Origin of the sequence: Kineosporia sp. NBRC 101677, assembly GCF_030269265.1 — a bacterium.
Taxonomy (GTDB): Bacteria; Actinomycetota; Actinomycetes; order Actinomycetales; family Kineosporiaceae; genus Kineosporia; species Kineosporia rhizophila.
In genome coordinates, this window is the sequence record NZ_BSTA01000010.1 from 92,657 (window position 1) to 111,299 (window position 18,643).

Here is an 18,643-nt window from a genome sequence, read left to right on the forward strand (position 1 = left end):
ATCGATTGGCCTGATGAGCGACCTGACCTTCCGCCGCGCAACCCTCTCCGACGTCCCCGCCATCGTCGGCCTGCTGGCCGACGACCGGTTCGGGGCCACCCGCGAGAGCCCGGACGACCTGGACCTCTACCGGGCGGCCTTCGCCCGGGTCGACGCCGACCCCCAGCAACTACAGGTGGTCGGCGAACGGGACGGGGTGCTGCTGGCCACCGCCCAGGTCACGTTCATTCCCGGCATCTCCCGGCGCGGAGCCACCCGGGCCATCGTCGAGGCGGTGCGGGTGGCCGGCACCGAGCGCGGCGCCGGCCTCGGCTCGGCGCTGATGCGGTGGATCCTCGACGAGTGCCGGGCCCGGGGCTGCGACCTGGTGCAGCTCACCTCGGCGGTGGAACGCCAAGACGCGCACCGCTTCTACCGCCGGCTCGGATTCGTCCAGTCCCACGCGGGTTTCAAATATCAGCTGTGAGCCGGCCCGCCTCCAGCCGCAGCACCTGGTCCACCTGGTCCAGCCCTTCGTCGCGGTGCGTCACCAGCAGCACCGACCGGCCCTCCGAGGCCTGCAGCAGGTCGTCCAGCACGGCCTCGGCGGTCTCCACGTCGAGGCTCTCGGCGGGCTCGTCGAGCACCAGGACCGGCCGATCGGCCAGCAACGCCCGGGCCAGGGCGAGCCGACGGCGTTCCCCGGCCGACATCGTGGCCCCCCGCTCGCCCAGCCAGGTGTCCAGCCCGTCCGGCTGAGCGGCGAGCCAGCTGCCCAGGCGGGCACGGTCCAGGGCGACGCGGAGTTCGGCGTCGGCGGCGTCGGGCCTGGCCAGGCGCAGGTTCTCCCGCAGGGTGCTGGCGAACACGTGGTCGTCGTCGGACACCAGGCCCACGCTCTGGCGCACCTGGTCCCCGGCCAGGGTGCGATAGTTCCGCTCGCCCAGCCCCACCTCGCCGGCCCGGGGGTCGAGGAATTTGAGGACGACGCCGGCGAGGGTGGACTTGCCACAACCGGAAGGTCCCTGGACGGCAAGGCGACGGCCTGGGCCCAGATCGAGGCCGAGCCCATCGAGAACCGGTGCCGCCTGGGGGTTCCAGCCTGCTGTCACGTCGGTGAGCCGCAGGTCGGCAGCAGCACCGGACGGCGCCGCCTCCACCGGATCCACGCTGGGAAGTGGGGTCTGCAGCACCTCGTCGAGGCGCCGCCGGGCGATCCGCCCTCTCGTGCGGGCGTTCACGGCCTCGGGCAGCGTGGCCGTCACATCGCCCAGGGCCAGCGCGCCCAGCACCAGCACCCCGGCCTGCTCCAGGCTCAGGCTGTCCAGCCCGCCCAGACCCGTGGTCACGAACATGACCCCGGCCACCGCCAGTCCTGCTCCGGCCATCCGCAGAGATTCGGCCAAGACGTTGCGGCGCACCTGGTTCCGGTCCACGTCCGCGGCCCGGCGACCCGCCAGCTCGACCGGCTTCACCCCGGCCTGCTGAGCTCCCAGAGCGTTGACGTCCTCGGCGCCGGACAGGACTTCCACAACGGTTTGTGAGTACCCCGCCTTGGCCTGCGCGCTCTGATCGGCACGGCGATCGGCCCCGGCGGCGGCCACGATCGGCGCCACTACGGCCGCCAGCGCAAGACCGGGCAGCGCAGCCAGGGCTGCGGCCGGACTGATGATGGCGGCGACGATCAGAGAGATGATCAGCGTTGCCGCCGCGACGATCGCCGGACGGCGCCAGCGCAGCATGCTGTCGCCCACCGCGTCGACGTCGTCCACCAGTCGGGTCAGCAGGTCGCCGCGCCGAGGAAGAGCAGGACCGGGAACGCGGGGGATCAGGTCGGCATAGACCCGCGCCCGCAGCTTGCCCAGGTCGGCCAGAGCAACGTCATGGGCGACGAGACGATCCAGATAGCTGAACAGCGGTCGGGTGACGGCGAACAAACGGACGCCTACCACGGCAACACTCAGAGTGAGTACCGGCGGCTGTCCCGAGGCCTTGGTCAGCAGCCAGGCCGCGACGGCGGTAAGGGCCACTCCGGAAAGGGAAGAGAGCGTTCCCAGCAGCACGGCCAGGTTCATGGAGGCGGTGCGCAATCGGGCCGGCACCCAGGGCCGCGCAGGCCGGGCCTCAGCCCAGGCGCGGCCGAAACCAGGCAGCCCGGCGTCGTTCTCCCAGGACGAGGCGCGTTGCGGACTCCGCTGCACCGGAACCCGGGCCGCCCCCGCGCCGGCGGCCGACACCGCGACCTCGGCCAGCACCTCGAGCGCGGCCGACATTCCCCCGGGCGCAATGCCCCAGAGCTGAGTCACCTCGTCCGCCGCCGCGATCGCGGCCGGACGGTGAGCCACCATGACGATCGAATCCCCCGCCTCGACCCGGCGACGCAGACCGGCCAGCACTGCCAGTTCCGTCTCCTCGTCCAGGTGCGCAGTAGGCTCGTCGAGCAGAATGACCGGCCGTCGACCGCCCTCCACGAACACTCGTTCAGCCTGAACCAGGGTGCGGGCCAGGGCGATGCGCTGCCGCTGTCCGGCGCTCAGATCCCGGCCGTCCTCAGCCAGATCGGTGGACAGCCCGAGGGGAAGCGACGTGATCCACTCCAGCGCAGCCGAATCCCGCAGCACCGCCTCGATCACCTCGTTCGGGGCGCTCGGCCAGGCCGCGGTCACGGCCTCGCGCAGGGTGCGGGCGAGCGGGAAGGTGGGGCGCTGGGGAAGGTAGACCATGGGCACGACGCTGCGCACCGAGCCCGCCGAGGGCTGCCGCACTCCGGCCAGAACCCTGAGCAGGGTGGTCTTCCCAACGCCGGAAGGCCCGGTGATCGCCGTGATCTGCCCTTGAAGCACCCACAGCCCGACTCCGGAGAGCACCGGTTCCGCCCGGCCGGGCACCGGCACCGTCAAGCCCTCGGCCAACAGCGCGACCCCAGCCGGCAGAGCACCCGCGGTGACGGTCGGGGTCACCGGCTCAGGAGCAGTCAGGAGGACGGATGCCTCGTCGAGAATGGCGACGGCATCGGCACTCTCGTGGAAGCGTGCGCCCAGCTCCCGCACCGGCCGATAAGCCTCAGGGGCGATCAGGATGGCGACCAACGCCGTCTTCAAACTCAGATCTCCGGCCGCCACCCGCAGACCGGCCTCCACCGCGACCAGGCCGACCGAGAGCGTCGCCACCAGATCCAGCGCGGTGCCGGACAGGAAGGCGATGCGCAGGACCCGCACGGTGGCGGCGCGGTGCTGCTCCCCCACCTCGCCCAGCACCTCGACCTGACGTTCGGCGCGGCGATACGCCCGCAGCGTGACCAGGCCCTGCACGACATCCAGGAAATGCGCTGAGAGCCGGGACATCAGTTGCCACTGCTGGGCCGACCGTCGCTCGGTCAGCCAGCCCACCAGCGCGGCGAACAGCGGGATCAGGGGCAGCGTGACCACCACGATCACCGCCGACCGCGGGTCCAGCAGCACCAGCAACGCGATCACCGCCGGCGGCAGCAGCACTGCCGGGACGACCGCCGGCAGGTACCGGGTGACGTACTTCTCCAGCGTGTCGACCCCGTTGGTGGCCAGCGCCGAGATCGACCCCGGTCCGGCCTCGGCCAGACGGTCGGGCGCCATCTCCAGGGCCGCACCGACCAACTTCGTCCCGAAAGCCACCCGCGCCCGGCCCGCGGCCCGCGCCGTCAGGATCTGCTCGGCCGCCCGCAACCCGCTGCGGGCCACCGTGACCCCGACGAAAGCCGCCACCGGCGTCCACAGTTCGTCGTCCGAGGCGAACCCGGCGACCACCCAGGCCGCGGTCAGCAACTGCCCGATCAGCGCCACCGCACCCAGCGCGGCGAGCGTGCCCAGCACCAGGGCCTCCCGGCGCAGGCCGGGCACGAAGGCGAAGACCCGGGTGTCCACCGGTCCTTGGGGCCTGGTCATGCCGGGGTCGCGACCCGGTCGCTGCTGATCCGGCGGCGGAAGATCCAGTACGAGAACGCCTGGTAGGCGAACACCGCCGGCAGGATGAACAGACCGGCCCAGCTGACCAGCTCGATCGCGAAGTCCGAGACCACCGCCTTTTCCATGGTCACCGACCAGGCCGGGTCGAGGGTGCTGGGCAGCAGGGTGGGAGCGTGCCAGGCCAGCGCGAGAGTGGTTGCCAGAGCGATGATCAGGGCGCCACCGGCGAAGGCCAGACCTTCCCGGCGGAAGTAGGCGGCCAGCATGGCCAGCAACGCCGGCAGGGTGATCAGCACGATCACCACCTGCCCGGTCAGGGCCGAGACCACCAGCGCGCCGGCGGCCAGCACACCCGCGGTGCGGATGGCCAGCGGGCGCGACCACTGGCGCAGCGGGCCGGTGGTTCGCAGGCTCAGGAACAGCGCACCCATCAGCACCGCCATCGCCACCGCCCCGGCCGCCCCGGCCGCGGCCGGCCAGGTCAGCAACGGGGAGAGGCTGCGGCTCCAGCCCGAGCCCATCACCTCACCGTCGGCGTTGATCGCCAGCCCCTCGGCCAGCACCGCGAACGAGGCGCCCCACAGCGCCACCACCAGCAGCGACGAGGCGGCCATGACCTGGTCGCAGCGCTGCTTCCAGCGCTCCTCCCCCTCGCCGTGGTACTTGCCGCGGAACTCCAGGGCCACCCCGCGGGCGGCCAGGCCGAGCAGGATCAGCACCATCGGCAGGTACAGGCCGGACAGCATGGCCGCGTACCACTCCGGGAAGATCGCGAACATCAGGCCGATCGCGGCGACCAGCCAGACCTCGTTGCCGTCCCAGGTCGGGGCGATCGTGCGCACCGCCGCGTCCCGCTCGGGCAGCGGGCGCCGGGCCAGGCCGACGATCATCCCGACCCCGAAGTCGAACCCCTCCAGCACGAAGAACAGCACCCAGGCGACGACGATCACGCCGAACCAGATCACGGGCAGGTCCATCAGAAGTCTCTTCTCCCAGACGGGTTTCGATCAGTACGTGAGGACGAGGCGCTCGCCCGAGTCACGATCGGCTTCTCGATCAGGTTCTGGATCGGTGCTCGAGTGGTGGCCGGGCTCTTCGGGCCCGGCTCCCGGCCCGGAGCGCACGAGGCGGCACATCAGCCGCACCCAGACCACGGCGAGCACGCCGTAGACCACGGTGAAACCGACGAGCGAGAGGACGATCTCGGTCCCGGTGACCCCGGCGCTCACCCCTTGCTCGGTGCGGAACAGCCCGAAGGCCAGCCAGGGCTGCCGGGCGGTCTCGGTGAAGATCCAGCCGATCGCGTTGGCGGCCAGGGGCATCAGGCCGATCACCGCGGGGACCATGACCATCACCGGGCGCAGCCGGGGGTGGTGCAGGAACGCCGGCAGGTCCCGGTCCTTGCGGGTGGCCAGCAGGTAGAGCGCGGCCAGCCCGGCGGCGGCCATGCCCACGCCGATCATCAGCCGGAACGACCAGAACGCGACCGGCACCCAGGGGATGTAGTTGGCCTCGCCGTACTGCTGGGTGTACTGCGCCTGCAGGTCGTTGATGCCCTGCACGGTGCCGTGGAAGTCGTGGGTGGCCAGGAAGGACAGCAGGCCCGGGATGTCGATCTTGATCGAGGGCTCGCTCTCGCCCGGCCCGGCGTAGGAGAACAGCGAGAACGGTGCGCCGCTGGTGGTGCTGTACAGCGCCTCGGCGGCGGCCATCTTCATCGGCTGCACCTCGGTGATCACCACCCCGAGCCGGTCGCCGGTGATCGCCGTGCCGATCCCGGCCAGCACCATCGTCCAGGCGCCGACCTTGCCCATCACCCGCACGGCGGCGCGGTCCACCCCGCTGGAGTGCGGCCTGCGCAGCTGATTCCACACCGAGATGGCCAGCAGCAGGGCCCCGCCGGTCATCAGCGCACCGGTGGCGGCGTGCGGGTAGGCGGCCAGGTTGAGCTCGTTGAACAGGAGGCTGGAGAAGTCGTGCAGCTGGGCCCGGCCGGTCTCGGCGTCGATCGAGTAGCCGATCGGGTTCTGCATGAACGAGTTGGCCGACAGGATGACGAAGGCCGAGAGCTGGGTGCCGATCGCGACCACCCAGATGGTGGCCAGGTGCAGCCCGCGCGGCAGCCGGTCCCAGCCGAAGAACCACAGCCCCAGGAAGGTCGCCTCGAGGAAGAAGGCGAGCATGCCCTCGATCGCCAGGGTCGGGCCGAACACGTCGCCGTAGAAGCGGGCGAAGCTGCTCCAGTTCAGGCCGAACTGGAATTCCTGCACCAGGCCGGTGACCACCCCGACGGCGAAGGTGATCAGCAGCAGCTGCCCGGTGAGCACGGTGACCCGTTTCAGGTCGTCCCGGCCGGTGCGCAGCCAGGCGGTGTGGAACAGCGCCGTGAGCAGGGAGAGGCTGATCGACAGGGGCACGAAGAGGTAGTGGTAGATGGTCGTCACCGCGAACTGCAGCCGCGCGAGGTCGGTGACGTCCAGAGGCCAGTCCATGGTTTTCGTGCCCTTCGGCCGAGGTGGGACGGGACGATGAGCCCTACGACTCATCTACGACAGAGTGTAGTACGACTCAGCGTCGTACTACAGCCGGGCGTACTACAGCCGCACGTATTAGGATGGGCGGGTGAGCCTGGGTCATCTCGAACGCGACGTCATGGACTGTCTGTGGTCCGCACCGGCCCCGATGACGGTGCGGGACGTGCACGCGGCCCTGGGCGAGCAGCGCGAGGTGGCCTACACCACGGTGATGACAGTGCTGCAGCGGCTGGCCAAGAAGGGCCTGGCCCGACAGACCAAAGACGGCAAGGCGCACCTGTACTCGGCCGCCGAGTCGAAGGAGCAGATGGCCGCCGAGCTGATGATGGACGCGCTGGGCGACGTCGGCGGGGCGCAGGCCCGGCAGGCGGCACTGCTGCACTTCGTCGGCCGCATGTCAGCCAACGAGGCCGAGCTGCTCAAGGCCGCCCTGAGCGCCGGCGGCTCGCCGGAACGCGCTCCGTGACCCGACTGTGAGCCCCGCGGTCGGGCTCTGGCTGCTGGCGATCACGCTGACCTGGCCGGTGCCGGCCGTTCTGGCCCGCGCCCGTCGGCTCCTCACCGTGCCCCGGGCCGCGGTCGTGCTCTGGCAGGCCGTGGCGGTGGCCGCTCTGCTGGCGGTCTTCGGCGCCTCGTTGGCCACGATCCAGGCCCTGGTCACCGGCCTGCTCACCGCCGACGGGGGCAGGCTCACCGGTGTCGGCGAACTGCGGCCGACCGGCGTCCTGCACCTTTCCATCGCGGTCGGGCTGATCGCTCTGACGGTATTCGCCCTCGTGCGGCTCAATTTCGCCGGCGTGCAGGTGGCCCGGCGGTTGCGCCGGCACCGCCGGCGGCATCGCGACCTGGTCGATCTGCTGTCCACCACCGGCGGCGAGAACGTGCGCGTGCTCGACAGCGGCGAGCGGGCCTACGCCTACTGTCTGCCCGGCCGCGACTCCCGCGTCATCATCAGTGACGCGGCCCTGCGCGATCTCACGCCCGAGCAGGTCGCCGCGGTGATCGAGCACGAGCGCGCCCACCTGCGGGCCCGGCACGACCTGCTGCTGGAGTTCTTCACGGTGTTGTACGAGGCGGCCGGGCGGCGGGCCGGTACCGAGGCCGCCCTGATCCAGACTGCGGTGTTGGTCGAGTTGCTGGCCGACGATGCGGCCCGGCGGCTGTACGGGCCCCAGCCCCTGATCGCTGCACTGGCCACGATGGGCAACAGCACAGCGCTGGAGAACCCGGCCACCCCGAAGTCGTCGCACACTCCGGCGCCCGAAGCGGCGGCCGGACCCAGCGACGAGGTGGTCGGTATCGGCGTGCTGCCCCGGCTGCGAAGACTGGTCGATGCGCCGGTCTCGGTGGCCCCACCCGGCCTGGCGGTGGCGGTGTACCTGCTGGCGCTCGCCCTGATCACCGTGCCCACGGTGGCGTTGGCGTTGCCGTGGCTGACCAGCACCTACGAGATCATTCGCTGACTCGGCCCGCAGCGGACCGGCCGGTTCTTCATCCATTCGCGCACGGCCTGTTATCGCAGGGCGGGCACGACAGGTATGCCTGAGGGCATATGCCGGTCTGTCTTTGGGCCGCCCGACCACCCCGCCGACTGCTGCCGTCCGCCAGATCCCGCCGCGCCCGTCCGTTCCTAGGCTCTTCGACATGATCGAAGTCGAGAACCTGCGCAAGGAGTACGGCGCCAAGGTCGCCGTCGAGGACCTGACCTTCACCGTGCCCTCCGGCACGGTCACCGGCTTCCTCGGCCCCAACGGCGCCGGCAAGTCGACCACGATGCGGATGATCGCCGGCCTGGACACCCCCACCCGCGGCCAGGTGCGGGTGAACGGTGCCGACTACCGCCACGCCGCCGCGCCGATGGCCGAGCTGGGCATCCTGCTCGAGGCCAAGGCCGTGCACACCGGCCGCTCGGCCCGGAACCACCTGCTGGCCCTGGCCGTCACCAACGGGATCCCGGCCCGCCGGGTGGACGAGGTGATCGAGATGGTCGGGCTGCACCAGGTCGCGGCCAAGCGGGTCGGCGGTTTCTCGCTGGGCATGGGCCAGCGGCTCGGCGTGGCCACCGCCCTGCTCGGCGACCCGCGCGTGGTGATCCTGGACGAGCCGGTCAACGGGCTCGACCCCGAGGGCGTGCTGTGGATCCGCAACCTGCTCAAGGCGCTGGCCGAGGAGGGCCGCACGGTGTTCGTCTCCTCGCACCTGATGAGCGAGATGGCGCTGACCGCGACCCGGCTGGTCGTGGTGGGCAAGGGCCGGCTGGTGGCCGACACCACGGTGGCCGAGTTCGTCGCCCAGGCGGCCGGCAGCGGGGTGCTCGTGCGCACCCCAGAGGCCGTCAGGCTGCGTGAGGTGCTGCTGCGCCCGGGCGTCACCGTGACCAGCGAGGCCGAGGGCCTGCTGGAGGTCAGCGGTCTGAGCGCCGAGGAGATCGGCGACGCGGCCTGGAAGGCGAACCTGCCGCTGCACGAGCTGACCAACCGCACCGCGTCCCTGGAGGACGCCTTCATGCAGATGACCCACGACGCCGTGGAGTACCGCAACCAGCCGATCGCCAAGGAGGCCGCCGCGTGAGCACCTCGACCACCACCCAAGACACCTCGCAGGCGACCGAGCCGACCGGGGCCGCACCGACGTCCTCAATCAGCAAGGCCCCCCAGATCCGGGTGACCCAGGCGCGGGTGATCCACTCCGAGTGGATCAAGTTCCGCACGGTGCGCTCCACCGTGTGGACGCTGTTCACCGCGGTGTTCCTGCTGATCGGGATCAGCGCGCTGATCGCCGCGGTCACGATGAACCAGTGGGACACCATGGACCCGGACGTCCAGGCCACCCTGGACCCGATCGGCGCGGCCACCTCGGGCAGCACGTTCGCCCAGCTCGCCCTGAGCGTCCTCGCGGTGCTGATGATCACCGGCGAGTACACCACCGGGATGATCCGGGCCAGCCTGACCGTGGTGCCCCGGCGGCTGCCGGTGTTCTGGGCCAAGCTGATCGTGTTCTCGGTGGTCACCTTCGTGGTCAGCCTGGTGTCCTCGTTCGTGGCCTTCTTCCTGACCCAGGCCATCCTCTCGGCCAAGGACTTCGGCGCCTCGATCAGCGACGAGCACGCGCTGCGGGCGGTCTTCGGCCTGGCCCTCTACCTGACCGTGGCGGGCGTGATCTCGATGGCCATCGGTGCCCTGCTGCGCTCCACCGCCCCGGCGATCTTCACCATGGTCGCGGTGTTCCTGGTGATCCCACCGGTGCTCTCGCTGCTGCCCGCCTCGGTCTCCGAGGACATCCTGAAGTACCTGCCCAACTACGCGGGCTCGGCGATGTTCACGGTGGGGGCGGAGAACTCCCTCTCCCCCGGCGGCGGTCTGCTGGTGTTCTGCCTCTACGCCGTCGTCCTGATCGCCGCCGCCGCGTGGCGGATGCGTAAGGCAGACGTCTGATCCGTCCATCAGGATGAGCCCCATGAACGTGTCGGACGTGCAGGACGTGCGAGACGTGCACGCCCCCGTCGGACGTCTGCTCGCGCGCACCCGCCGCGAGTGGACGTCCGACGTGCTGCTCACCCTGCTGGTGATGGCGACGGTGGTGCTGCGCTCCGACGTACCCCCGGTCAGCGACACCGCCGCCGCGATCGAGATGTTCCTGGTGCTCCCGCTGGTGCTGCGCCGGGTCTTCCCCAGCACCGTCTTCGTGGTGCTGCTGGTCCTGTTCGGCACGCTCCCCCTCTGGTCGACGGTGAGCGGGCCGAACCTGGCCGTACTGGTGGCCCTCTACACAGTGGCGGCCAACCAGTCCCGGGTCCGGGCCAGTGTCGCGGCGCTGGCCCTGGACATCACCTACGTGGTGCTGGTGAGTGCGTCCCCCCGCGTCAACTGGGTGGACGCGCTGCTGGTGTGCACCGCCGCCACTGCCGCCGCCCTTGCGTTGGGGCTGTGGATCGGCACCCGCCGCAGCTATCTGGCCGAGCTCCGCGACCGGGCCGAGCGGCTGGAACGCGAACGCGACCAGCAGCACGAACTGGCCGTGGCCACCGAACGGGCCCGGATGACCCGCGAGATGCACGACATCGTGGCGCACCACCTGACCGTGGTGGTGGCGTTGAGCGATGCGGCTGCCCGTACGGCGCCCAGGTCGCCGGAACAGGCGGCCGAGGTGATGCGCCAGGTCTCCGCCACCGGGCGGCAGGCACTGGCCGAGACCCGGCGGGTGCTCAACGGCAGCAACGGAAGCTCGGAGGGCGAGGGGGACGGGCGGGCGCCGGTTCCCGACCTGCGCGGGATCGATGATCTGCTGGAAGGCGTGAGGACGGCCGGGTTGCCGGTGTCGTACCAGGTCGCCGGGGATCCGGGGAAGGTCGCGATCGAGCCGGGGGTGCAGCTGACGGTGTATCGGCTGGTGCAGGAGGCGTTGACGAACACGATGAAGCACGCCGGCGCGGGGGCGACGGCGACCGTGCGGCTGGAGTACGGGGACAGCAGAATTGCGGTCGAGATAACGGACGACGGTGGTGGGCGCCGGGCTGCGGCGGCACCTTCGCGGGGTCCTGGGAGAGGGCTGACGGGTATGCGCGAGCGGGTTCACGCCTACGGCGGCGAGGTGGACTCCGGGCCTCGGCACCCGGCCGGCTGGCGGGTCTCGGCCCGGATCGCGGCCGGGCCGCAGGGGGCGTCGTGATCAGTGTGCTGCTGGTCGACGACCAGCAACTGCTGCGGATGGGCTTCCGGATGATCCTCGACGCGGAAGACGACCTGACCGTGGTCGGCGAGGCGGCGGACGGCCGGGCCGGTGTGACGATGGCCGCCGCCCTGAAACCGGACATCGTGCTGATGGACGTGAGAATGCCGGGGATGGACGGGATCTCGGCCACCGAGGCGATCCTGAAGGCGGACCCGCAGGCCCGGGTGCTGATCCTGACCACCTTCGACGTGGACGAGTACGTGTACGCCGGGCTGCGCGCCGGGGCCAGCGGCTTCCTGCTCAAGGACGCCCCGACCGACGAGCTGATCTCGGCGATCCGCACGGTCGCGGGCGGCGAGTCGGTGCTGGCCCCGACCACCACCACGCGGCTGATCAGCCGGCTGGTCACCCTGTTGCCGACGAGCTCGCCCGGTTCACCCGGTGACGGCCCGGGCCGGGCCGAGGCGGTGCTGGCCGAGCTGACCGATCGCGAGCGTCAGGTCTTCCTCCTGGTCGCCGCCGCCCGCTCGAACCGGGAGATCGCCGCCGAGCTCCACCTCTCCGAGGGCACGGTGAAGATCCACGTGGGGCGGATCCTGAACAAGCTGGGTCTGCGCGACCGGGTGCAGGCGGTGGTGCTGGCCTACGAGTCGGGTCTGGTCGTTCCCGACCGCTCCTGATCTGCGTCGTCCGGGTGTCACCCCCGGGCCGGCCGGGGTGATGGGGCGACTACGCTTCGTAGCGCGCAGTCGCGGGCCGGGAAATCTGGCAACCCTTCGCCTCGCATATTCGGGGAATTCCCCAAAAGCACCGTTCGGTCTTTGACGCAGAGTCGGCGAAGCACTTTCCCGTTCATCACACCCGTCACTCAAGACGACAGGTGTTGCACTCGCGACGCATCCGCACCCACTTCGGATTTCCAGTGGAATGTAATTAAGGCGGTCCACGTCCGCATTTGATCGGGCATTTATCAATCCCGTTGAACTTCAAGCTCGTACGAAACATCAGGTTATCGCAGACGTCACGTTTCCCTGCCGGCACCCCCGCCTGCCTGCGGCGATGCCAGAACGACGTTCTGTCGACCAATTCCGCCGTTTCACTGTTCAGCGGCGCGAAGGACTGGTTAAGTACATCCCGCCGCGACTACTCCTTTACGCACAGCTACGAACCAGAGGCTGCTTCTCTGGTACATTCCCGGCCCCCGGCCGGGCAGTGGGACGAAATCTTCTCGACGGGCGGATCCAGGCCTCGGCGGGATCCGCACCAAGCCACGGAGGAACCGTTGACAGCGGTCCAGCACGAGCCGGCGCAGCTCGGCTCCGGTCGCCCGGCTGCTCCCGCCCCTGGGGAGCCGGCCTTCCCGGAGCCTCGTCACCAGGCAGGCCCTTCCAGTGGCGGCCGACGGGCCGGCGGCAGCACGGTCGGCCGGCGCGTGGCGCGCATCCTGGCCCTGCCCGCCGCCGTGATTCTCCTTCTGCTGGGCCTGCTCTCGGCGCAGCAGATCGGCAGCTACCGGGACGCGGCCGCCACCTCCGACGCGGTCCGCCTCTCGCTCGAGGTGCAGAAGCTGGTCAGCGCACTGCAGACCGAGCGCGGCGTGACCGCGGCGGTGCAGGGCGGCAACGGCAGCTTCACCCCCGAGCTGGCCCCGGCCCGCACCCAGGTCGACGCCCAGCGCGGCGTGGTGCAGAACCTGCTCGACGACGGCGACGCCGAGCAGGCCCGGGTCGACGCGGCGCTCAGCCAGCTCGACGGCCTCTCCGCCATCCGGGCCACCACCGACGCCGGTGAGAGCGTCAAGAGTGCCGAGCGTGCAGCCACTTTCGAGTACTACAGCGCCCGGATCGGGGCCCTCGCCGACGTCGACCTCGGACTGGCCAACAGCGGCGACACCGAGCTGCGCCGGGGGCTGACCGCCTTCCGCTCGCTGCAGCAGGCGATCGAGGGAATGTCGGCCGAACGGGCCTTCCTCAACGGCGTGTACTCGGCCGGCGGTTTCAGCGGCGACGAGTTCGTCCGGCTGGCCGACCTGCGGGCCGGGTACCAGTACTCGCTCGACGAGTTCGCCGAGCACGCCACCGCCGAGCAGAGCCGTTCGCTGGCCTTCATCTTCTCCACCGGCGCGGCCCAGGTGGTGCAGGCCTTCGAGCAGACCGCGCTGGAGGCCGGAGACGGCCGGCACCTGAACGTGAACCCGCAGTCGTGGTGGTCCGGCATGGGCACCCTGCTGGCCGACGCCGACCAGCTCGAGCAGCACGTCGGCTCGCAGATCCAGCTGCGGGCGCACGACCTGCAGCAGGAGGCCGCCCAGCGGATCGTGCTGCTGCTGGCCGGCGTGGTGGTCTGCCTGGCCGGCTCGGTCTACCTGTCGGCGCTGGCCTCGCTGTCGATCACCCGGCCGCTGGCCGCGCTCGCCGCCGAGGCCGACGACCTGGCCGCCGAGCGTCTGCCGGAGGCGGTCCGGCGGGCCCAGACCGCCGACCCGGACGCACCCCCGCAGCGGCCCGCGCCAGTGGCCGTCCCGCCCCGGGCCACCGACGAGATCCGTTCCGTGGCAACCGCCCTCGACCGGCTTCAGGGCGCCGCCTACGACCTGGCCACCGAGCAGGCGGTGCAGCGGCGCGACACCATCGAGTCGCTGGCCAACCTGGGGCGCCGCAACCAGAACCTGATCCGCCGCCAGCTCGGCTTCATCACCTCCCTCGAACGCGAGGAGGTCGACCCGAACGCGCTGGCCAACCTGTTCGAGCTGGACCACCTGGCCACCCGCATGCGGCGCAACGCGGCCAGCCTGCTGGTGCTGGTCGACGCCTCCCGCCCGCGCACCTGGTCGCAGGCGGTCCCGGTGGCCGACGTGATCCGGGCCGCGGTGTCCGAGGTGGAGGAGTACCGCCGGGTGGCGCTGCGCCGGGTGGACGAGGCGAACGTGATGGGCGGGGCGGTCGGCTCGGTCGCGCACCTGCTCTCCGAGCTGATCGAGAACGGCCTGACCTTCTCCCCGCCGGACAGCGAGGTCGAGGTGCAGGGCCGGCGGATCGCCGACGGCTACCTGATCGCGATCACCGACCAGGGCGTCGGGATGAACCCGGAAGAACTGCGGATCGCCAACAGCCGGCTGCGCGGTGAGGGTGACTTCATCGCCGCCCCGACCCGGTTCCTCGGTCACTTCGTGGTGGGCAAGCTGGCCCGGGACAGCGGGGTGCAGGTCGAGCTGCTGCCCTCGCCGGTCACCGGGGTGACGGCCCGGATCACCCTGCCCGCCTCGCTGCTGGCCGCCTCGCTCTCGGTGCAGGTGCAGTCGCTGGAGGCCCTGCAGGAGGGCCCCTCGGCCGGTGGCGAGCAGGCCCAGCTGCTGGCGCTGCCCCGGCTGAACGGCCGGGACCGGCTCGACCGGCTCGACCGGCTGGACCGACTCGACCGGCTGGAGGAGCTGGAAGGGCTGGAACAGGTGCCCGACGACGCGCGGGAACTGCTCGACACGAACGCCGGCTTCGCACCCCCCGCACCGGGCAGTCACGAGGTGCTCGAGCCGGACCACCAGGGCATGGCCGGGCCGATCCGCCGCGATCCGGGGAACTCGTTCCCGGGCGGCACCTACTCGGGCACCCCGCGCCCGGGCCACCGCGCCCCCGAACCGGGCACCCTTCCGGGCGGGATCGGGATCGGCCCGCTGGACGACCTGGGCGAGATCCACGACGCCCAGGTGCGCGAGGTCACCTCGGACGTGTCGCACCCCTCCGGGGTCGACCTGCCGGTGATCGAGCCCGAGATCGACCAGCCCCCGGCAGCCTCCACCAATCCCCCGGCCAACCTGCCCCACCCGGCCCACCCGGCTCATCGGGTCGAGACCGACCCGAACGGCCTGGCCCTGGGCCGTACCGCCGGTCTCGCCGGGTCCGAGCAGCTGGCCGGGACCCCGCGCTGGGCCAAGCCCGGAGACCTGTTCGCCCGGCAGTTCGGCTCCCGCGGTCCGGACGAGAAGCCGGAGAAGCTCGACAAGGCGGCCAAGGACGAGGCCCGCCGCCGGCGCGACGCTCCCGACAAGTTCACCGACCTGCGCACCCCCGCGGCCGGGATCGCCCGCCCTCCGGGCTCGCTGACCCGTCGCGACGCCCGGGGCAGTGTTTCCGGCGGTGCTCCCAGCAGTACTCCGGGCACGGGCGGCCTCACCATCGAGGCTGAGCGCACCCAGAACGGGCTGCGCAAGCGGGTGCCCCGTAACCAGCGCCAGGGCTCGCGCCGGGTCATCGATCTGGACGCCCGTACCGACTCCTCGGCTTCCGAGGCCAGGTCGCCACAGGTGATGGCCGACTCCCCCGCCGACGTCAGTGCCCGCCTGACCGCCCTCCGCGCCGGGATGCGCCGTGGGCAGTCCGGCGGTGACCGAGCAGAGCACCGGGTCACGAGTGCAGAGGAGTCAGCTGGGATGAGCTGGGACGAGCGAGGAATGAGCGAACAATGAGCGTCCACACCCATACCGACCGGCACCAGTTCGGCTGGCTGCTGGGCAATTTCGTGCACCAGACCGACGGGGTGCGGGAGGCGGTGGCCGTGTCCTCGGACGGGCTGCTGATCGCCAGCTCCGACGGCCTGAGCCGGACCGAGGCCGACCACCTGGCCGCGATCGTCTCCAGTCTGTCCAGCCTCGGCCGTTCGGCCGCCCGGAGGTACGACTTCGACGGGCTCAAGCTGGTGATGATCGAGATGAACCGCGGATTCCTGCTGGTCTCGGCGATCGCCGGCGGTAGCTGCCTCGGGGTGGTCGCCGAGGGCGACTGCGACCTGGGCCTGATCGGCTACGAGATCGCCTCGCTGGCGGAGCGTTTCGGTCCGCTGCTGACGCCCGCGCTGATCTCCGAGTCCCGGCAGCATCTGCCGCAATGACCGGGCCACGGGGGCAGACCGGCCGGCGGGCCGCCGGTCCGGGCGGCGCCGACGAGGAGTTCGACCCGGCCGACGACATGGTGATCCGCCCCTTCCTGCTCACCGGCGGGCGGACCCGCCCGGTCCAGGAGGGCCTGCGGGTGGAGACCCTGATCCACGCCCGGCCCCGCAGCGCCACCGCGGTGCTGCGGTTCGAGCACCAGCAGATCGTCCAGCTCTGCCGCGAGCCCACCTCGCTGGCCGAGATCTCGGCCGCGCTGCGGGTGCCCTTCGGGGTGGCCCGGGTGCTGGTGTCCGACCTGGTGGCCGACGGATCGGTGGTCGTCACCGAACGCGAAGAGCTGTCGATACAGCTGATCGAGAGGATCCGCGATCGTGTCCGCGCTCTATGACCGGCCCGCCCGCACGGTGGCCCCGGTATCCGTGAAGATCGTGATCAGCGGCGGTTTCGGCGTCGGCAAGACCACCTTCGTCGGCTCGATCTCGGAGATCGAACCGCTGCTGACCGAGGCCGACATGACCGACGAGTCGGTCGGCGTGGACAACCGGGACCCGGTGCCGGGGAAGGTCACCACCACGGTGGCCCTCGACTTCGGCCGGATCAGCCTGGACGAGACGCTGCGGCTGTACCTGTTCGGCACGCCGGGCCAGGACCGGTACGCCTTCCTCTGGGACGACCTGGTGGAGGGGGCGCTCGGCGCGGTGGTGCTGCTGGACACCCAGCGGATCGAGGACTGCTTCCCGGCGATCGACTACTTCGAGGAGCACCGCGTGCCGTTCCTGGTGGCGGTCAACCACTTCCAGGGCACCCGCCACTTCGAGCTGCGTGAGGTACGCGAGGCCCTCGGGGTGGACGACCTGGTCCCCCTGGTGCCGTGCGACGCGCGCCGGCGCGAGTCGGTCAAGGGTGTGCTGGTCGCGCTGACGGAAGAGGTTCTGGCCCGGCGCCTGGCCGAGCAGGCCGCCGTCTACTGACGTCTACTGACTTGCTCTGTTCCTCACCGGACGACCGCAGCGTCGGCGCTCGCAAACGTCCTTAGTTCTCGTCTGCTCCAACCATGCAAGGAGACAGTTGTGACTCGACGGGCCGTCCTGGCCGCCGGAGCGGCGTTGCTGGCCATCAGTGCCTGCGGCTCCCCCGCGCCCGATCTGGTGGCCGCGCCCGGGGTACGGCCGACGGACTGCGGAACGGTGACGCTGGCCGAGAACCCGTGGGTGGGTTACGCGGCCAACCTCGCCGTGATCAGCTACCTGGCCCGCAACGAGCTGGGCTGCCAGGTGGAGGTCCGGGCCGAGGCGGAGGCCGAGTCGTGGCAGCACCTGGCCGACGGCACGGTCGACGCGATCCTGGAGAACTGGGGGCACGACGACCTCAAGAAGAAGTACATCGACAACGAGAAGGTCGCCGTCGAGGCCGGGCTGACCGGCAACCGGGGTGCGATCGGCTGGTACGTGCCGCCGTGGCTGGCCGAGGAGCACCCGGACATCACCAACTGGCGCAACCTGAACAAGTACACCGACCTGTTCCGCACCGCCGAGAGCGGCAGCCAGGGCCAGTTCCTGGCCGGTGACCCCTCGTACGTGACCAACGACAAGGCGCTGATCAAGAACCTCGGGCTGGACTTCAAGGTGGTCTACCTCGGCGACGAGGACAAGCTGATCGAGGCCTTCCGGGCGGCCGAGCGCGACCGCGAGCCGATGATCGGCTACTTCTACTCGCCGCAGTGGCTGCTGTCGGAGATCGAGCTGGTCAACATCAAGCTGCCGGCCTACACGCCGGGCTGCGACGCCGACCCGGACGCGGTGCGCTGCGACTACCAGCCGTACGACCTGGACAAGATCCAGAACCGGGAGTTCGCCTACTCCGGGAGCCCGGCCGCCACCCTGATCCAGCGGTTCCGCTGGTCCGACGCCGACCAGAACCAGGTGGCGCGGGACCTGAACGCCGGGGTGGAACCCGACGAGGCGGCGAAGCGCTGGCTCGACGCGAACGAGAAGACCTGGAGGGCATGGGTACCCACCGGGAGCTGACCGGACGGGCTGCCCGTCGGTACTCCCCCGAGATGTCCCGCGAGCCCATGACTTTGCGCAGACTTGCCCTCTGACCTGCGACGACACGCCTTCGCCGGGTGGTGGGGCTTCTCACACCGCGAGCACCGGATGTCGCGATCGGCTGACCGGCACGTCCGGGAATGAGTAGGGTGACTTAGCGCTCGCATGATGCCGGGCCCACAGATCACCGAAGCCCGTCCCATGGCCGAGCGAAGGCAGAGAGGTCTAGCCGCGACATGCCACGTCCGAGCGTTTCGGATCAGGATCAGCATCCCCGCAGTCGAAGAGAGATGCGGGAGCTGGAGCGCCAGAAGGCAACCGCCCCGGAGCCCCCGGCACCACCGAACCCCCCGGTGCCAGAGGCAACTCCGGACGAGCGAGGCCACGGCCGCCGCGCGGCAACCCCTCCCGCCACATCATCACCACGTTCCGCTGCCGACCCGGCACCCTCCGTATCATCGCAGACGCCGGACCCTTTCGGACCCCGGGGTCTGGTTCCCGACGCCGGACAACCTGTTTCGGGCTATGCACCCTCGGTCATCTCTACCGTAACGGAAGACTCCCGTCCAGGTGGGTGGAACC

The 18,643-nt window shown here is 71.0% G+C and carries 15 protein-coding genes; 12 read left to right on the forward strand and 3 right to left on the reverse strand.

Annotation, left to right across the window (positions count from 1 at the left end):
- Window positions 1-13 precede the first annotated feature (13 nt).
- Window positions 14-466, forward strand: a complete 453-nt coding sequence (locus QSK18_RS26420; protein WP_232813101.1) for a GNAT family N-acetyltransferase — start codon at window positions 14-16, stop codon at window positions 464-466.
- Here the strand turns inward: QSK18_RS26420 and cydC are convergent.
- The 3 genes from cydC to QSK18_RS26435 are packed head-to-tail and all read right to left on the reverse strand — an operon-like array spanning window position 450 to window position 6,400.
- Window positions 450-3,899 carry a thiol reductant ABC exporter subunit CydC gene (cydC, locus tag QSK18_RS26425; RefSeq protein WP_285624513.1) on the reverse strand — a complete coding sequence of 1,150 codons (3,450 nt, stop codon included), beginning with the start codon at window positions 3,897-3,899 and terminating at the stop codon, window positions 450-452. The two genes, QSK18_RS26420 and cydC, sit on opposite strands and share 17 nt — an antisense overlap.
- Complete coding sequence (gene cydB / locus QSK18_RS26430; RefSeq protein WP_232813103.1) at window positions 3,896-4,897, reverse strand: cytochrome d ubiquinol oxidase subunit II; 1,002 nt, start codon at window positions 4,895-4,897, stop codon at window positions 3,896-3,898. Before cydB ends, cydC begins: the two co-directional genes overlap by 4 nt.
- A gap of 30 nt (window positions 4,898-4,927) precedes the next feature.
- Complete coding sequence (locus QSK18_RS26435; RefSeq protein WP_502894271.1) at window positions 4,928-6,400, reverse strand: cytochrome ubiquinol oxidase subunit I; 1,473 nt, start codon at window positions 6,398-6,400, stop codon at window positions 4,928-4,930.
- A 142-nt stretch (window positions 6,401-6,542) separates the two neighbouring features.
- On the opposite strand from QSK18_RS26435, the gene QSK18_RS26440 reads away from it, so the two are divergent.
- The 11 genes from QSK18_RS26440 to QSK18_RS26490 all read left to right on the forward strand — a co-directional run bounded on the left by QSK18_RS26440 (window position 6,543) and on the right by QSK18_RS26490 (window position 18,040).
- On the forward strand, window positions 6,543-6,920 hold the full coding sequence (locus QSK18_RS26440; RefSeq protein WP_285624521.1) for a BlaI/MecI/CopY family transcriptional regulator: 378 nt from the start codon (window positions 6,543-6,545) through the stop codon (window positions 6,918-6,920).
- A 7-nt stretch (window positions 6,921-6,927) separates the two neighbouring features.
- The gene (locus tag QSK18_RS26445) at window positions 6,928-7,917 is read left to right on the forward strand and encodes a M56 family metallopeptidase (RefSeq protein ID WP_285624524.1); all 990 of its coding nucleotides are present in this window, start codon (window positions 6,928-6,930) and stop codon (window positions 7,915-7,917) included.
- Between the two features lie 181 nt (window positions 7,918-8,098).
- Window positions 8,099-9,025 carry an ABC transporter ATP-binding protein gene (locus QSK18_RS26450; protein ID WP_232813107.1) on the forward strand — a complete coding sequence of 309 codons (927 nt, stop codon included), beginning with the start codon at window positions 8,099-8,101 and terminating at the stop codon, window positions 9,023-9,025.
- A complete protein-coding gene (locus QSK18_RS26455) occupies window positions 9,022-9,888 on the forward strand; it encodes an ABC transporter permease (RefSeq protein WP_232813108.1) in 867 nt (288 codons plus the stop codon). The genes QSK18_RS26450 and QSK18_RS26455 overlap by 4 nt, the downstream gene beginning before the upstream one ends.
- Window positions 9,889-9,910: 22 nt before the next feature.
- The gene (locus QSK18_RS26460; RefSeq protein ID WP_232813109.1) at window positions 9,911-11,122 is read left to right on the forward strand and encodes a sensor histidine kinase; all 1,212 of its coding nucleotides are present in this window, start codon (window positions 9,911-9,913) and stop codon (window positions 11,120-11,122) included.
- Window positions 11,119-11,805, forward strand: a complete 687-nt coding sequence (locus QSK18_RS26465) for a response regulator (RefSeq protein WP_232813110.1) — start codon at window positions 11,119-11,121, stop codon at window positions 11,803-11,805. Before QSK18_RS26460 ends, QSK18_RS26465 begins: the two co-directional genes overlap by 4 nt.
- A gap of 752 nt (window positions 11,806-12,557) precedes the next feature.
- On the forward strand, window positions 12,558-15,587 hold the full coding sequence (locus QSK18_RS26470) for a sensor histidine kinase (RefSeq protein ID WP_285624533.1): 3,030 nt from the start codon (window positions 12,558-12,560) through the stop codon (window positions 15,585-15,587).
- Entirely contained in the window at window positions 15,584-16,009 is a 426-nt protein-coding gene (locus tag QSK18_RS26475; RefSeq protein WP_232813111.1) for a roadblock/LC7 domain-containing protein, read from the forward strand. The genes QSK18_RS26470 and QSK18_RS26475 overlap by 4 nt, the downstream gene beginning before the upstream one ends.
- Complete coding sequence (locus QSK18_RS26480; RefSeq protein WP_232813112.1) at window positions 16,006-16,401, forward strand: DUF742 domain-containing protein; 396 nt, start codon at window positions 16,006-16,008, stop codon at window positions 16,399-16,401. Before QSK18_RS26475 ends, QSK18_RS26480 begins: the two co-directional genes overlap by 4 nt.
- Window positions 16,385-16,984: a GTP-binding protein gene (locus tag QSK18_RS26485; protein WP_232813113.1), complete on the forward strand. Its 600-nt coding sequence runs from the start codon at window positions 16,385-16,387 to the stop codon at window positions 16,982-16,984. Before QSK18_RS26480 ends, QSK18_RS26485 begins: the two co-directional genes overlap by 17 nt.
- A 99-nt stretch (window positions 16,985-17,083) precedes the next feature.
- Entirely contained in the window at window positions 17,084-18,040 is a 957-nt protein-coding gene (locus QSK18_RS26490) for a glycine betaine ABC transporter substrate-binding protein (RefSeq protein WP_285624540.1), read from the forward strand.
- Window positions 18,041-18,643: the final 603 nt, after the last annotated feature.

Excerpts from the sequence above, each read along its gene's own strand:
- QSK18_RS26420 (WP_232813101.1), top strand. The coding sequence starts at position 14 with ATGAGCGACCTGACCTTCCGCCGCGCAACCCTCTCCGACGTCCCCGCC.
- cydB (WP_232813103.1), bottom strand. The coding sequence starts at position 4,897 with ATGGACCTGCCCGTGATCTGGTTCGGCGTGATCGTCGTCGCCTGGGTG.
- QSK18_RS26460 (WP_232813109.1), top strand. The coding sequence starts at position 9,911 with ATGAACGTGTCGGACGTGCAGGACGTGCGAGACGTGCACGCCCCCGTC.
- cydC (WP_285624513.1), bottom strand. The coding sequence starts at position 3,899 with ATGACCAGGCCCCAAGGACCGGTGGACACCCGGGTCTTCGCCTTCGTG.
- QSK18_RS26450 (WP_232813107.1), top strand. The coding sequence starts at position 8,099 with ATGATCGAAGTCGAGAACCTGCGCAAGGAGTACGGCGCCAAGGTCGCC.
- QSK18_RS26475 (WP_232813111.1), top strand. The coding sequence starts at position 15,584 with ATGAGCGTCCACACCCATACCGACCGGCACCAGTTCGGCTGGCTGCTG.
- QSK18_RS26480 (WP_232813112.1), top strand. The coding sequence starts at position 16,006 with ATGACCGGGCCACGGGGGCAGACCGGCCGGCGGGCCGCCGGTCCGGGC.